Source organism: Nitratireductor sp. J20-h4, assembly GCF_056780505.1.
Window position 1 is genome coordinate 1,575,888 of the sequence record NZ_CM165557.1, and the last position, 13,606, is coordinate 1,589,493.

The 13,606-nt window shown below is 66.4% G+C and carries 14 protein-coding genes; 9 read left to right on the top strand and 5 right to left on the bottom strand.

Annotation, left to right across the window (positions count from 1 at the left end; all coding sequences use genetic code 11):
• Positions 1-2 precede the first annotated feature (2 nt).
• The 4 genes from ACT2B0_RS07660 to topA are packed head-to-tail and all read right to left on the bottom strand — an operon-like array spanning position 3 to position 6,114.
• Complete coding sequence (locus tag ACT2B0_RS07660; RefSeq protein WP_473463222.1) at positions 3-776, bottom strand: NUDIX hydrolase; 774 nt, start codon at positions 774-776, stop codon at positions 3-5.
• A complete protein-coding gene (locus tag ACT2B0_RS07665) occupies positions 773-1,207 on the bottom strand; it encodes a DUF983 domain-containing protein (RefSeq protein ID WP_473463225.1) in 435 nt (144 codons plus the stop codon). Before ACT2B0_RS07665 ends, ACT2B0_RS07660 begins: the two co-directional genes overlap by 4 nt.
• Positions 1,208-3,496, bottom strand: a complete 2,289-nt coding sequence (rnr, locus tag ACT2B0_RS07670; protein WP_473463227.1) for a ribonuclease R — start codon at positions 3,494-3,496, stop codon at positions 1,208-1,210. It abuts the gene before it with no gap.
• The gene (topA, locus tag ACT2B0_RS07675) at positions 3,493-6,114 is read right to left on the bottom strand and encodes a type I DNA topoisomerase (protein ID WP_473463230.1); all 2,622 of its coding nucleotides are present in this window, start codon (positions 6,112-6,114) and stop codon (positions 3,493-3,495) included. The genes rnr and topA overlap by 4 nt, the downstream gene beginning before the upstream one ends.
• A 340-nt stretch (positions 6,115-6,454) precedes the next feature.
• Between topA and ACT2B0_RS07680 the strand changes: the two genes are divergently transcribed.
• Positions 6,455-6,670, top strand: coding sequence for a hypothetical protein (locus tag ACT2B0_RS07680; protein ID WP_473463232.1), 216 nt, complete (start codon positions 6,455-6,457; stop codon positions 6,668-6,670).
• 172 nt (positions 6,671-6,842) lie between these two features.
• Positions 6,843-7,250, top strand: coding sequence for a DUF6481 family protein (locus ACT2B0_RS07685; RefSeq protein ID WP_106569976.1), 408 nt, complete (start codon positions 6,843-6,845; stop codon positions 7,248-7,250).
• Positions 7,251-7,486: 236 nt separating this feature from the next.
• Here the strand turns inward: ACT2B0_RS07685 and ACT2B0_RS07690 are convergent, their stop codons facing one another.
• Positions 7,487-8,689: a winged helix-turn-helix domain-containing protein gene (locus ACT2B0_RS07690; protein WP_473463235.1), complete on the bottom strand. Its 1,203-nt coding sequence runs from the start codon at positions 8,687-8,689 to the stop codon at positions 7,487-7,489.
• Between the two features lie 345 nt (positions 8,690-9,034).
• Between ACT2B0_RS07690 and ACT2B0_RS07695 the strand changes: the two genes are divergently transcribed.
• Genes ACT2B0_RS07695 through ACT2B0_RS07725 form a run of 7 tightly spaced genes read left to right on the top strand, consistent with a single transcriptional unit; the run spans position 9,035 to position 13,598 of the window.
• Complete coding sequence (locus ACT2B0_RS07695; protein WP_350048019.1) at positions 9,035-9,400, top strand: NADH-quinone oxidoreductase subunit A; 366 nt, start codon at positions 9,035-9,037, stop codon at positions 9,398-9,400.
• A complete protein-coding gene (locus tag ACT2B0_RS07700) occupies positions 9,391-9,972 on the top strand; it encodes a NuoB/complex I 20 kDa subunit family protein (RefSeq protein WP_156713887.1) in 582 nt (193 codons plus the stop codon). Before ACT2B0_RS07695 ends, ACT2B0_RS07700 begins: the two co-directional genes overlap by 10 nt.
• 15 nt (positions 9,973-9,987) lie before the next feature.
• The gene (locus tag ACT2B0_RS07705) at positions 9,988-10,587 is read left to right on the top strand and encodes an NADH-quinone oxidoreductase subunit C (RefSeq protein ID WP_350048007.1); all 600 of its coding nucleotides are present in this window, start codon (positions 9,988-9,990) and stop codon (positions 10,585-10,587) included.
• A gap of 15 nt (positions 10,588-10,602) precedes the next feature.
• Complete coding sequence (locus tag ACT2B0_RS07710) at positions 10,603-10,788, top strand: hypothetical protein (protein ID WP_350048005.1); 186 nt, start codon at positions 10,603-10,605, stop codon at positions 10,786-10,788.
• 7 nt (positions 10,789-10,795) lie between these two features.
• Complete coding sequence (locus ACT2B0_RS07715; protein WP_473463238.1) at positions 10,796-11,227, top strand: GFA family protein; 432 nt, start codon at positions 10,796-10,798, stop codon at positions 11,225-11,227.
• Positions 11,224-12,414 carry an NADH-quinone oxidoreductase subunit D gene (locus ACT2B0_RS07720; protein ID WP_473463240.1) on the top strand — a complete coding sequence of 397 codons (1,191 nt, stop codon included), beginning with the start codon at positions 11,224-11,226 and terminating at the stop codon, positions 12,412-12,414. The genes ACT2B0_RS07715 and ACT2B0_RS07720 overlap by 4 nt, the downstream gene beginning before the upstream one ends.
• Positions 12,414-13,598 (top strand): NADH-quinone oxidoreductase subunit E, encoded by a 1,185-nt coding sequence (locus ACT2B0_RS07725; protein ID WP_473463243.1) that lies wholly within the window; start codon positions 12,414-12,416, stop codon positions 13,596-13,598. Before ACT2B0_RS07720 ends, ACT2B0_RS07725 begins: the two co-directional genes overlap by 1 nt.
• The last annotated feature ends 8 nt before the right edge of the window (positions 13,599-13,606 follow it).

Here is a 13,606-nt window from a genome sequence, read left to right on the forward strand (position 1 = left end):
CGTCAGACCAGGGCCCGCACGAAGCGATTGTTGCGCATGCGGTAAAACGGCACCTGACAGCCCGGTGCGAGCTCGGGATCGTTCTTCAGCCGGGCCTGCAATTCGTCGAGCACGGTGCGCGTGATGGCGGGAATGTCGGCCTCTCTGGCCTGCGCCAGCGGCAGCCAGACCAGTTCCTCGAGTTCGTTTGTCGGCCCGCCATCCTCGAGTTCACGGGCGACGTCGGAACGCCAGGCGGCCAGGAAGCGGGTGTCGAAGCGCCGCACCCGGCCGGGCGGGGTGATGGCGCGGGCGATGAAGCGCAGCCGGTCGAGCGCCGGGTATACGCCGTGCTCGGCAAAACCCTGCCAGCCGGAATGACGGGTCTCGAAGGGTTCGCGCCGCCCGATCAGCAGGCCGGCCTCCTCGTAGGCCTCGCGAATCGCCGACAGCGCGATGGCGCGGGCCCGGGCCGGCGTCGCGCGCGCGCCGGTGCCGGCGATGCGCTGTTCCTCGTCCGGATGCAGCGGCGCGGCGACCGCCACGCGGCTGTCGGTCGGGTCGGTGCGGCCGCCGGGAAAGACGAATTTGCCGGGCATGAAGGCATGCGCCCGGTGCCGCCGGCCGAGCAGGACGCGGGTTTCGCCGCCGTCGCGGTCGAGCAGGATCAGGGTCGCGGCGTCGCGCGGGCGCATCGGCTTGCCGCCAAGGGCGAAATCCTTCGCTTCGATCCGGTCCAGGTCGGCCCGGCTCACGCCTTCCTTCACGTTTCGGCCCTCCCGGTCGCGCCCGCTCATAGTTCGGGATGGGTCTCGAGCTCGTCCGCCGGTTCGCCGAAGCCGTGCATGCGCAACGCCCATTGCAGCCCCACGACGGCGCCCTTGGTCGGCTGCAGCAGCGCCAGGGCCGAGATGATGGTGATCGGCACCCAGATCGCCAGATGCTGCCAGGTCGACAGGGTCGAGGTCGCTTCCACGCCCATGAAGGCGCCGACGATCACGTGGCCGACGACGACCACCACCAGATAGGCCGGCAGGTCGTCGGCGCGGTGATGGTGGAATTCCTCGCCGCAGGCATCGCAGCGTTCGGCCGTACGCAGGAAACGGGCAAACATGCGGCCTTCGCCGCACTGGGGACAGCGCCCCAGAAAGCCGCGCTTCATCGCCTGCCACAGCGGCCTGTCGGATGGCTTGGTCGCGGCCGCGCCGCCGAATTTCCGTGCGTTCATCTAGTGTCTCCTGCTGCGGGCCGAGCTGGCGCGCCGCGATGTTCGTGTCTGTGCCCGGTTTTTCGCCTTGTGGAAGGAGCGTGTGGCCGGTGGCAGGGGACGCGGATCGCTGAGCATCTCGAATCGCAGCGCGCCGGCCAGCGGCGCCACCTCGACCAGTCTGACATCGACCCGGTCGCCCAGGCGGAAACCTTTCGAACTCCTGTCGCCGACGAGCGAATGCGCCGCTTCATCATATATATAGTAGTCGCCACCCAGCGACGACACCGGTATGAAGCCATCCGCGCCGTAGGACGGCAATTGGACAAATAGTCCCGCCTTGGTCACGCCCGACACGCGCGCCTGGAACGTGTCGCCGCGGCGGGTGGCCAGATGGCCGGCGATCAGCCGGTCGACCGTGTCGCGTTCGGCCGCCATGGCGCGGCGTTCGGCCGCCGAGATCAGGGCGGCGATGTCGTCCAGCCGCGCTTCCTCGCCGGACGTCAGCCCGTCCTTGCCCAGCCCCAGCGCGGCGATCAGCGCCCGGTGCACGATCAGGTCGGCATAGCGGCGGATCGGCGAGGTGAAATGGGCGTAGCGTTTCAGGTTGAGGCCGAAATGGCCGATATTGTCGGGCGCGTATTCGGCCTGGCTTTGCGAGCGCAGCACCACCTGGTTGACAAGCTGTTCGTGGTCCTCGCCGCGCACCCGTTCCAAAATGGTGTTGAACTGCGCCGGCCGCAGCTGCGCGCCGCGCGCCAGCGACAGGCCGAGCGTCTTCAGGAATTCGCGCAGCGATTCCTGCTTGGCCAGCGAGGGCGCGTCGTGGGTGCGGTAGACCAGCGCCTGCCGCTTGGCCTCCAGCGTCTCGGCGGCCGCCACATTGGCCTGGATCATGAACTCCTCGACCAGCCTGTGCGCCTCGAGCCGCTCCGGCACCACCACGCGATCGACCTTGCCCTCGTCGTCGAGCAGGATCTTGCGTTCCGGCAGGTCAAGTTCCAGCGGTTTTCGGGCCGTGCGCCCGCGTTTCAGCACCGCATAGGTGTCCCACAGCGGTTTCAGCACGGTGTCGAGTATCGGCGCCGTCTTGTCGTCGGGTGCGCCGTCGATGGCGGCCTGCGCCTGCGGATAGGCCAGCCTGGCCGCCGAGCGCATCATCACGCGGTGAAAGGAGTGCCCGAGCTTGCGCCCGTCGGCGGCAAACACCATGCGCACCGCCAGCGCCGGGCGGTCCTGGCCCTCGCGCAGCGAGCACAGATCGTTGGAGATGCGCTCGGGCAGCATCGGCACCACCCGGTCTGGAAAATAGACCGAGTTGCCGCGTTTCTGCGCCTCGCGATCGAGGGCCGAGCCGGTGCGCACATAGGCCGCGACATCGGCGATCGCCACCGTGGCGATCACGCCGCCCGGATTGGCCGGGTCGTCGTCGGCATGGCCGGATACGGCGTCGTCATGGTCTTTCGCGTCGGCGGGGTCGATGGTCACCAGCGCCGCGTCGCGCCAGTCCTCCCGGCCGGCCATGCCCGCCGGCTCCGCCGCGTCGGCCTCCGCCAGCACCTCGGCGGGGAAAATATAGGGGATGTCGTGCGCGTGCAGCGCGATCATCGACACCGCCTTTTCGCTGGTCAGCGATCCGATCACGGCCAGAACCTTGCCGCGCGCCGGGCCGTAGCGGGTCGGGCGGCGGGTCTCCAGCTCGACCAGGTCGCCGGTTTCGGCCCCGTGCAGGAATTCGGCGTCGATCTCGACTTCCGGCTGGCGCCGTTCGACCGGCTGGGCGACAAAGCCCCCGTCCTCGCGCTTGGCGATCACACCCAAAATGGCGTCGCGGCGCTTGTCGAACACTTTCATCACCCGCGCGGTGTAGGCGGGTCCGTCCGGCCGCTCGCGCTTGAAAAGACGCGCCAGCACGCGGTCGCCGACGCCTGCGGTGGTCGCCTTGCCGCCGCGCGCCTGACCGACCGAAATCACCACGGATTCCCCGTCTTCCTCGCGGCTTTCCGACGGGCGCGCCAGCAGGCCGCCATCGGCGTCCCGGCCGAAGATGTCGAGCACGGCCACCGGTGGCAGCGCCCCCGGCCGGCTCAGTGTTTTGCCCTGCTTGGCCAGCAGGCCCTCGGCCTCGAATTCGCGCAGCAGCTGCTTCAGCCAGATCCGGTCCTGGCCCTTGAGCTTGAAGGCTTTGGCGATGTCGCGCTTGGTCGCCCGTTCGGGATTGTCGGCGACAAAGCGCAGCACGTCCTCGCGCGCCGGGCGCGCGGCGTCCTTGCCGTCGCCTGGTTTGGACCCTTTCGCGCCGCGGCTCACGAAGCGTCCGACGGGCCGCCCGACTTGGCGGTTTTCTTGGTCTTGGCGCCGGTCTTGGCCGCCGCCGGCTTCTTGGCCTTGGTCGTTTTCTTCGCCCCGCCCGGTTTCGTCTTGCCGGCCTTTTCGGCGATCAGCGCGACCGCCTCCTCGAGCGTGACGCCGGCCGGATCCTTGTCCTTCGGCAGGGTGGCGTTGACCTTGCCGAAATTGGCGTAAGGGCCGTAACGCCCGTCGCGCACCGTCACCTTGCCGCCGCCGTCGGGATGCTCGCCGAGATCCTTCAAGACGGTGGCTGCGCCGCGCCGCGCGCCGCCCTTGGCCTGCTTTTCGGCCAGCACCGTCACGGCCCGGTTGATGCCGACCGCAAAGACGTCCTCGACCGAGTCCAGATTGGCGTAGGTGCCGTCATGCAGCAGGAACGGGCCGTAGCGGCCGATGCCGGCCGAGATCATCTTTTGCGTCTCGGGATGCTGGCCGACATCGCGCGGCAGCGACAGCAGCGCGAGCGCGCGCTCCAGATCGATCGTGTCCGGCGTCCAGCCCTTGGGCAGGCTGGACCGTTTCGCCTCCTTGCCCTCGCCGCGCTGGACATAGGGGCCGAACCGGCCTGATTTCAGCGCGATCGGCTCGTCCGTGTAGGGATCGACGCCCAGCGCCTTGTCGCCGTTGTCCCCGGTCGCGCCATTGCCGTCGGCGCCGTCGCCGAGCTGGCGCGTATAGCCGCATTCGGGATAGTTCGAGCAGCCGACAAAGGCGCCGTAGCGTCCGAGCTTCAGCGAAAGCTGGCCGTTGCCGCAGCGCGGACAGGCGCGCGGCTCGCCCCCGTCCTCACGCGCCGGAAACACCAGCGGCGCCAGTTCCTCGTTGAGCGCGTCGAGCACCTCGGTGACGCGCAGTTCCTTGATGTCGGCGACCGCGGTCGAAAAATCGCGCCAGAATTCGCGCAGCACGTCCTTCCAGGCCAGCTTGCCGTCGGAGATCTGGTCGAGCTTTTCCTCCAGCGCGGCGGTGAAGTCGTATTCGACGTAGCGCTCGAAAAAGCTCTCCAGAAAGGCGATGACCAGCCGGCCCTTGGCTTCCGGAACCAGCCGGCGCTTGTCGATCTCGACATAGCCGCGATCCTCCAGCGTCTTCAGCGTCGCGGCATAGGTCGACGGCCGGCCGATGCCGAGCTCTTCCATCTTCTTGATCAGCGAGGCTTCCGAATAGCGCGGCGGCGGCTCGGTCGTGTGCTTGGTCACGTCGATCTTGTCGCGGGCCACCGTCTCGCCGGCGATGATCTGCGGCAGCCGGCGATCTTCCTCGTCGTCGCTGTCCTCGTCGCGCCGGTCGGCATAGGCGGCCAGGAAGCCGTCGAACTTGACCACCGAGCCGACGGCGCGCAGGCCCGCCGTGCGGCTGCCCTCGCGCGCTTCGATCTCCACGGTCGTGCGTTCGATCTCGGCGGCGTTCATCTGGCTGGCGATGGCGCGTTTCCACACCAGTTCGTAAAGCCGCGCCTGATCGTGATCCAGGATCGCGCGCATCTGGTCGGGCGTGCGCGAAAAATCCGTCGGCCGGATCGCCTCGTGCGCTTCCTGGGCGTTCTTGGCCTTGGTGGAATAGACCCTGGGTTTGTCGGGCACGTAGGAGGCGCCGAACGTGTCGGCGATCGCGCCGCGGGCCGCGTCGATCGCCTCCGGGGCGATCTGGACGCCGTCGGTCCGCATATAGGTGATCAGGCCGGTCGTTTCGCCGTCGACTTCCAGACCCTCATAAAGCCGTTGCGCGACCTGCATGGTGCGCGAGGCCGAAAACCCCATGCGCGAGGAGGCGGCCTGCTGCAGGGTCGAGGTGGTGAACGGCGGCGGTGGATTGCGGCGGGTGGGCTTGGCTTCGACGTCGGCGACCGTGAACGAGGCTGCGTCCAGCATCGCCTTGATGGTGTCGGCCTGGTCCTGGCTGTCAATGTCGAGCTTTTGCAGTTTCTTGCCGTCGAACGCGGTCAGGCGGGCCTCGAAACCGTCCTGACGCGGCGTCGTCAGGCTGGCGGCGATCTGCCAATAGTCCTGCCGCACGAAGCGTTCGATTTCCGCTTCGCGATCGCATACCAGCCTTAGCGCCACGGACTGGACGCGCCCGGCCGAACGGGCGCCGGGCAGCTTGCGCCACAGCACCGGCGACAGCGTGAAGCCGACCAGATAGTCGAGCGCGCGCCGGGCGAGATAGGCGTCGACCAGCGGAACGTCGATATCGCGCGGATTGGCCATCGCGTCGAGCACGGCCTTTTTGGTGATCGCGTTGAACACCACGCGGCGTACCGGCTTGTCCTTCAGGGCGCGTTTCTGGCGCAGCACTTCCAGGACGTGCCAGGAAATCGCCTCGCCCTCGCGATCGGGGTCGGTGGCGAGCACCAGGCCGTCGGCCTCCTTGACCGCCTTGGCGATATCGCTCAGGCGCTTGGAGGAGGGGCCGTCGACCTGCCACGACATGGCGAAATCCTCGTCCGGCAGCACCGAGCCGTCCTTGGCCGGCAGGTCGCGCACATGGCCGAACGACGCCAGGACCTTGTAGCCCCCGCCGAGATATTTGTTGATTGTTTTCGCCTTGGCCGGCGATTCGACGATGACGACGTCCATGATTTACGCGATGTCCCTGTGGCGCCGCTGGCGCCGGAATATCTCCGTGCACGCCGTTCCTGGGCCAAATCTGTGCGTCACATGGCGGGGCTTTCGGGCGGGGTCAAGTCCCGGCGCCCAAATAGCACGATCGGCAACCTGTAGTTGATGATCGGTTGTGTTGCCAATCGTTTACAACCTACGGTGATGATGGTAAGTGTATCTGCAAAGGCGCGGGAACGGCGGCCAGCCGCTTCCGGGGGCAGCCGGCGCCAGCCGCGTCCCGACGCCGGGGCAAGCTGCGACGCACGGATCATCTTGTATCGAATAAGACAGATAAAGAGGTGCTGGCCTTTTCGCGATGACGCAGAACCGGACCCACCGCAGAGCCGAGACGCTGGACTTCATCCAGTCGATGCTGGCGCAGTTGCGGACCATGGCCGAGGCCGAGCGCTTCGAAATGCTGGCTTACCTGATCGAGATGGCCTATGTGGAAGCCGGTGATCTCCGTCGCGGTGATCGGCCCCGGCACAGCAATGGCGGCGGCGATCCCTATTCGAGCCCGCACCGGCAATAATCCACGATTGATGTCGCCTACGGCGCGCCGGCTGTGGCCGGTCTCATACGCCGTGAATGGCGTCTAATTCGGTCGGACGGTCAAAAAGATCGTCTTGGGGGCTTGATCCGGAATTCCCCACGCAGCATGTATGCGCCCGCAATAGGACCAGCAGAAAGATCAAAGGTTGGAATTGAAGAAGCAGGACAAGGATTTCGTCCAAAGACGCAACGACGCGATGGCCGCCAAGGCCGCGCTTCTGGAAAAGTTCAAAAACAGACCCAGCGAAGACGACCCGGCCGTGCAGGCTCGCATCGCCGAGCGCAAGGCGATTGCGGAGGCGCGTGAACAGCGCCGCAAGCAACGTGAAGCCGAGCGGCAGGCCAAGCGCGCCGAAGAGGCGCGCCTGAAGGCGGAGCGCGAGGCCGCGCTCGAGGCCGAGCGACTGGCGCGCGAGGAAGAGGAGCGTCGTCTGGAGCAGCAGCGCCGCGCCGAGGAATTGGCCAAGCGCGCCGAGAGCCTCGTCGACGACGCCGCCCTCAAGGCCAAGCGCGACGCGCGTTACGCCGCCCGCAAGGCGCGTGTGCGCAAGATCGGCTGAAGCGTTTCCAGGCGAAGCGGAAGCCGGTTCGCCGTTCGCAAACGCGTTGAGACGACAGGTTGGAGCCGATCTGCGCTTCGGTGAAGAGCAGGGCGGCTCCAGGGTCTGCCGCGGGCATCGGCCCGGCGTTCCGCGCGCCGTCGACTGGTCCGTCGTTCGACAGAAATCTATCAAGGCAGCGTGGCGACCAAGGTCGCCGCGCCTTTTTGCGTTCTGCAGCTCTTCCTGACCCGCTCTCAGCCTTTGCGCAGCGCCTCGGCAAGCGGCGCGGCCAGGTCGCCGGTTGCCAGCGTCTCGACCCGTTCCAGACCCAGCCAATGCGCCAGGCTGCGCAGTTCGCCGGCCAGCGCCTCGGCGGTATGGGCCGGCGCATGCGGCTCGGCGAATGCGGTGTTGACCCGCAGCGTCGCCGCCGCGCGGTCGGCCTTGATACAAAGGCGCGCCACAATCGCCTCGCCGAGCCGGAACGGCAGCACGTAATAGCCGTGCACCCGCTGGTCGGCGGGCGTGTAGATCTCGATGCGGTAGCGGAAGCCGAACAGTCTCTGCGTGCGGCTGCGTTCCCACACCAGCGGATCGAACGGCGCCAGCAGCGCCTGGCCGCCGACGCGGCGCGGCATGCGCGCGTCCTTGGTCAGAAAGGCTTTCTGCGACCAGCCTTCGACGCGCACCGGCAGCAGGTCGCCGGCCTCGACCAGTTCGGCTAGCCGTGGATCGGCGTCCTTCGGCGACAGGCGGAAATAATCGCGCAGGTCGGCGGCCGTGGCCACGCCCAGCCCGCGCGCCGACACGCGCAGAAGATGGCGGATCGCCTCTGCCGGCTCGGGCGTCGGCGCATCGTGGATCGCGGCGGGAATCACCCGTTGCGGAAGATCGTAGCAGCGCTCGAACCCGCGGCGCGTCGCGGTCGTGATCCGGCCGACCCAGAACAGCCACTCCAGCGCGTGCTTGACCTCGCTCCAGCCCCACCAGCCGCCGCTGCCCTTCTGGTCCTCGAAGTCGGATGCCGCGATCGGTCCGCGCGCGGCGACCTCCTGGTAGATGCGCTCGATATAGGCGCGGTTTTGCCGCGCGAATTCGGCCAGGCCCTTGTAGATGCCCTGAGAGCGGCGCGCCTTTTCCATCCGCCACTGCATATAGGGCCACATCTCGACCGGCAGCAGCGAGGCTTCGTGCGCCCAATATTCAAACAGACGGCGCGGGCGTTTCCACGCGGCCTGGTCGATCAGCGCCATCGGGTAGGGGCCGAGTCGCGAGAAGGCCGGCATATAGTGCGCCCGCACCACCGCGCTGACGGAATCGATCTGCAGCAGTCCAGTATGGCGCAGAACCCGCCTGACGGCGCGGAAATCGGCGACGCGCGGCGGTCGCGAATCGGCAAAGCCCTGCGCGGCGAGCGCGATGCGCCGTGCGGCGGCGAGCGACAGCGTGTCCTTCATTGGATATCGTTTGGTCCCGTTGACGGTCGAAGATCGTGCGACGAGACGACGCGTATCCCGCCCCGTCAACCCGGAACCGGCGCCGGCAGGCCTTGTTCCTGCCATGGCTGTCACCAGAAGCCGGACGTGGCGACGCCTGTCTCTGCATCCGGGGCGGTTAATGGTGGACCGTGCGGCTCTGCCGTGATTTTGCCAAGGTTTGACTTGCTTCGCTGTGACGGCTGCGCTAACCGTCGCCGCGTTGCAACATGAGCATGAAGTCCGTCGCGTCGCCCGACGATTTTCGGCGCCTTGAGCGCGCCGAAGGGCGGCAAAGGGCGCGGAAAGGCTCCGGAAGGCTGGGCAATGAACGAACTCCTCGTTTCATATCTCCCGATCGTGATTTTCATCGGCGTGGCGCTTGTCATCGGCGTTGCCCTGCTGGCGGCCCCCTTCATCGTCGCCTATCAGAACCCGGATCCCGAAAAACTCTCCGCTTATGAATGCGGCTTCAACGCCTTCGACGACGCGCGCATGAAGTTCGACGTCCGGTTCTACCTGGTGTCGATCCTGTTCATCATCTTCGACCTCGAGGTCGCCTTCCTGTTTCCCTGGGCGGTGTCGTTCGGCGAGATCGGCTGGCTCGGTTTCTGGTCGATGATGATCTTCCTTGCCGTCCTGACGATCGGCTTTATCTACGAATGGAAGAAGGGAGCTCTGGAATGGGATTGACCACCGGTTCAGACACCCTCGTCGCGCCGCGACCCAAGGGCATCATCGACCCCAACACGGGCAAGCCGATCGGCGCCGACGACGCGTTTTTCGGCGACATCAACAGCGAATTGGCCGACAAGGGCTTCCTCGTCACCTCTTCGGAATCGCTCGTCACCTGGGCGCGCACCGGCTCGCTGATGTGGATGACGTTCGGTCTGGCCTGCTGCGCGGTCGAGATGATGCATGTCTCCATGCCGCGCTATGACGCCGAACGCTTCGGCGTCGCGCCGCGCGCCAGCCCGCGCCAGTCCGACGTCATGATCGTGGCCGGCACGCTGACCAACAAGATGGCGCCGGCGCTGCGCAAGGTCTACGACCAGATGCCCGAGCCGCGTTACGTCATTTCTATGGGCTCGTGCGCCAATGGCGGTGGCTATTATCATTATTCCTATTCGGTGGTGCGTGGCTGCGACCGTGTGGTGCCGGTCGACATCTATGTGCCCGGATGCCCGCCCACCGCGGAGGCGCTGCTTTACGGCATCCTGCTTCTGCAGAAAAAGATCCGCCGCACCGGCACGATCGAGCGCTGAATACGGGATCGGCAAATGAGCGAAGCGCTGAAAGACCTGGCTGCCTACGTGTCCGAACGCCTCGACGGGCGCATCGAGGACGCCGTCGTGGCCTTCGGCGAACTCACGCTGACGGTGGCGGCGGGCGATGTGCTGGAAGTGCTCGCCTTCCTCAAGCGCGACGTCCAGTGCCAGTTCGTCAGCCTCATCGACATTTGCGGCGTCGACTACCCGTCGCGCGACAAGCGCTTCGACGTGGTCTATCATCTCATGTCGCCGCGCCAGAACATGCGCGTGCGCGTTCGCGTCCTGACCGACGAGGACACCCCCGTTCCCTCCGCCACGCCGGTCTATCGCGGCGCGGACTGGTTCGAACGCGAGGCCTATGACCTTTACGGCATTCTGTTTTCGGGCCATCCCGACCTGCGCCGCCTGCTGACCGATTACGGTTTCGAGGGCCACCCCCTGCGCAAGGATTTTCCGCTGACGGGCTTCGTCGAGGTGCGCTACGACGACGAGGCCAAGCGCGTCGTCTACGAGCCGGTCGAGCTGAAGCAGGAATTCCGCAACTTCGATTTCCTCTCGCCCTGGGAAGGCACCGACTACGTGCTGCCCGGCGACGAGAAGGCCAAATGATGGGGACGGACCGCCATGGCGCGCCTTGTCGTTCTCATCCTTCTCGCGGCGATCGTGGTCGGCGCGGTGTGGTATGTGTGGACGCGGATCGCGGGCCGTCCGTTCGTCAACGACACGGTCGGCAGGATTTTGGTGGCGTTGACCGTCGCCGGGCTGGCGCTGTGGCTGTTTGGCGGCGGCGCGCTGTTCGGGCAGGGGTGATCGACCGATGACGACGCTCAACGGACAATGTCTTTGCGGCGCGGTGCGCTTTACCGCGACCCCGGTCGGCGAGACCATGGGCGTGTGTCATTGCGGCATGTGCCGGCGCTGGACGGGCGGTACCTTCATGTCGACCGACTGCGGCACGAGTGTGCGTTTCGAGGCTGAGGACGCGCTCGGGCGCTATCGCGGCTCGGATTGGGGCGAGCGGCTTTTCTGCCGGTCCTGTGGCGCGACCCTTCTGTGGCAGACCCAGGACGGCGCCAATCAGCACGTGTCGATCCACGCGTTCGACGATGCCGGATCGTTCCGCTTCGACAGCCAGATCTTCATCGATCGCAAGCCTGCCAATTACAGTTTCGCCAACGAGACGCGCACCATGACCGAGGCCGAGGTTTTCGCGATGTTTGCGCCGAAATCCAGCGAGGGCGCGCAATGACCGAGCATTCCGTCCGCAATTTCAACATCAATTTCGGTCCGCAGCATCCCGCCGCGCACGGCGTGTTGCGCCTGGTGCTGGAGCTCGACGGCGAGGTGGTCGAGCGCGTCGATCCGCATATCGGCCTTCTGCATCGCGGCACCGAAAAGCTGATCGAGCACAAGACCTATCTGCAGGCCGTGCCTTATTTCGACCGGCTCGACTATGTCGCGCCGATGAATCAGGAACATGCCTTCGCGCTCGCCGTCGAGCGGCTGCTGGAGATCGAGGTGCCCAAGCGCGGGCAGCTGATCCGGGTGCTGTTTTCCGAGATCGGCCGCATCCTGTCGCATCTGTTGAACATCACCACCCAGGCGCTGGACGTCGGCGCGCTCACCCCGCCTTTGTGGGGCTTCGAGGAGCGCGAGAAGCTGATGGTGTTTTACGAGCGCGCCTGCGGGGCGCGCATGCATGCCGCCTATTTCCGCCCCGGCGGCGTGCATCAGGACATTCCCGACCAGCTCGTCGAGGACATCGGCAACTGGATCGACCCTTTCCTGGTCACGGTCAAGAATCTCGATGATCTGCTGACCGCCAACCGCATCTTCAAGCAGCGCAATGTCGACATCGGCGTGGTCAAGCTCGACGATGCCTGGGACTGGGGTTTTTCCGGCGTCATGGTGCGCGGTTCGGGCGCGCGCTGGGACCTGCGCAAGGCGCAGCCCTACGAATGTTATTCGGAGATGGAATTCTCGATCCCGATCGGCAAGAACGGCGACTGCTACGACCGCTATCTGATCCGCATGGAAGAGATGCGCCAGTCGGCGAAGATCATGCGCCAGTGCGTCGACCGCCTGCTCGGCGCGCAGAAGACCGGGCCGGTTTCCAACACCGACGGCAAGGTCGTGCCGCCCAAGCGCGCCGCCATGAAACGCTCGATGGAAGCCCTGATCCATCATTTCAAACTGTATACCGAGGGTTACCGGGTGCCCGAGGGCGAGGTCTATGCCGCCGTCGAGGCGCCGAAAGGCGAATTCGGCGTCTATCTCGTCTCCGACGGCTCCAACAAACCCTATCGCTGCAAGCTGCGCGCGCCGGGCTTTGCCCATCTGCAGGCGATGGATTTTCTGTGCCGCGGCCACATGCTGGCCGACGTCTCCGCCGTTCTCGGCTCCCTCGACATCGTTTTCGGAGAGGTCGACAGATAATGAGCGTCCGCCGTCTCGCAGAGCCAGCCGTTCAGCCAGCCGCCTTCGCCTTCAACCGGGCGAACGCGGCGGAGGCGAAGAAATGGGTCAAGAAATATCCCAAGGGGCGTGAGCAGTCCGCCGTCATCCCGCTTTTGATGATCGCCCAGGAGCAGGACGGCTGGGTCACCCGCGCCGCGATCGAGACGATCGCCGACATGCTCGATATGCCCTATATCCGCGCGCTCGAGGTCGCCACCTTCTACACCCAGTTCCAGTTGAAGCCGGTCGGCGCCCGAGCCCATGTCCAGGTCTGCGGCACGACGCCGTGCATGTTGCGCGGCGCCGAGGCGCTGATGCAGGTGTGTCGCGACAAGATCCACCCCGAGCCGTTCCACACCAATGCCGACGGCACCTTGTCGTGGGAAGAGGTCGAATGTCTCGGCGCCTGCGTGAACGCGCCGATGATCATGATCTTCAAGGACAGCTACGAGGACCTGACGCCCGAGCGTCTCGGCGAGATCATCGACGCCTTCGAGGCCGGCAACGGCAAGGACGTCAAGACCGGTCCGCAGACCGAGCGTTTCTTCTCCGCGCCTGAAACCGGCTTCACCAGCCTGACCGACGAGAAGGCGGTCTTGAAGGCGACGCGCGCCAGGCCGTCCGCGGCCGGCAAGGCCAGGCGCGATCCGGTGCCGCCGTCCAAGGCGGCCAAGCCGAAGACCGCCGCGGTCGAGACCAGCCCGGCGCTCAAGACCCCGTCCAGGGTCAAGGCGAGCGCCAATGGCGAGAAGGCGGCCGGCGTGTCGGCGCCGAAGGGTGATCGGCGCGCGGCCAACAAGGCCGAACCCGCCGACAAGCCGCGCAAGGCTAGCGCGGCGCCCGCCAAGTCGGCGAGCGCCAAGCCGCAAAAACCGTCTCTGCTCGACAAGGACCGTCCGATCGGCATGGAGCGCCCGGCCGCGCCCGACGATCTACGCCTGATTTCGGGCGTCGGACCGAAGATCGAAAAGACCCTGCACGAGCTCGGCATCTTCACCTATGCCCAGGTCGCGCGCTGGACCAAGGCCGAGCGCGCCTGGGTCGATGGTTTCTTGAAATTCCACGGCCGCATCGAGCGCGAGGACTGGATCAAGCAGGCCAAGGCGCTCGCCAAGGGCGGCGAAGCCGAATATGTCCGCGTCTTCGGCAAGAAGCCGAGGTGAGGAGACAG

Bases quoted from the DNA above. Each gene is read 5' to 3' on its own strand.
- ACT2B0_RS07660 (WP_473463222.1), bottom strand. From the start codon at position 776: ATGAGCGGGCGCGACCGGGAGGGCCGAAACGTGAAGGAAGGCGTGAGC.
- ACT2B0_RS07665 (WP_473463225.1), bottom strand. From the start codon at position 1,207: ATGAACGCACGGAAATTCGGCGGCGCGGCCGCGACCAAGCCATCCGAC.
- topA (WP_473463230.1), bottom strand. From the start codon at position 6,114: ATGGACGTCGTCATCGTCGAATCGCCGGCCAAGGCGAAAACAATCAAC.
- ACT2B0_RS07680 (WP_473463232.1), top strand. From the start codon at position 6,455: ATGACGCAGAACCGGACCCACCGCAGAGCCGAGACGCTGGACTTCATC.
- ACT2B0_RS07690 (WP_473463235.1), bottom strand. From the start codon at position 8,689: ATGAAGGACACGCTGTCGCTCGCCGCCGCACGGCGCATCGCGCTCGCC.
- ACT2B0_RS07695 (WP_350048019.1), top strand. From the start codon at position 9,035: ATGAACGAACTCCTCGTTTCATATCTCCCGATCGTGATTTTCATCGGC.
- ACT2B0_RS07700 (WP_156713887.1), top strand. From the start codon at position 9,391: ATGGGATTGACCACCGGTTCAGACACCCTCGTCGCGCCGCGACCCAAG.
- ACT2B0_RS07705 (WP_350048007.1), top strand. From the start codon at position 9,988: ATGAGCGAAGCGCTGAAAGACCTGGCTGCCTACGTGTCCGAACGCCTC.
- ACT2B0_RS07710 (WP_350048005.1), top strand. From the start codon at position 10,603: ATGGCGCGCCTTGTCGTTCTCATCCTTCTCGCGGCGATCGTGGTCGGC.
- ACT2B0_RS07715 (WP_473463238.1), top strand. From the start codon at position 10,796: ATGACGACGCTCAACGGACAATGTCTTTGCGGCGCGGTGCGCTTTACC.
- ACT2B0_RS07720 (WP_473463240.1), top strand. From the start codon at position 11,224: ATGACCGAGCATTCCGTCCGCAATTTCAACATCAATTTCGGTCCGCAG.
- ACT2B0_RS07725 (WP_473463243.1), top strand. From the start codon at position 12,414: ATGAGCGTCCGCCGTCTCGCAGAGCCAGCCGTTCAGCCAGCCGCCTTC.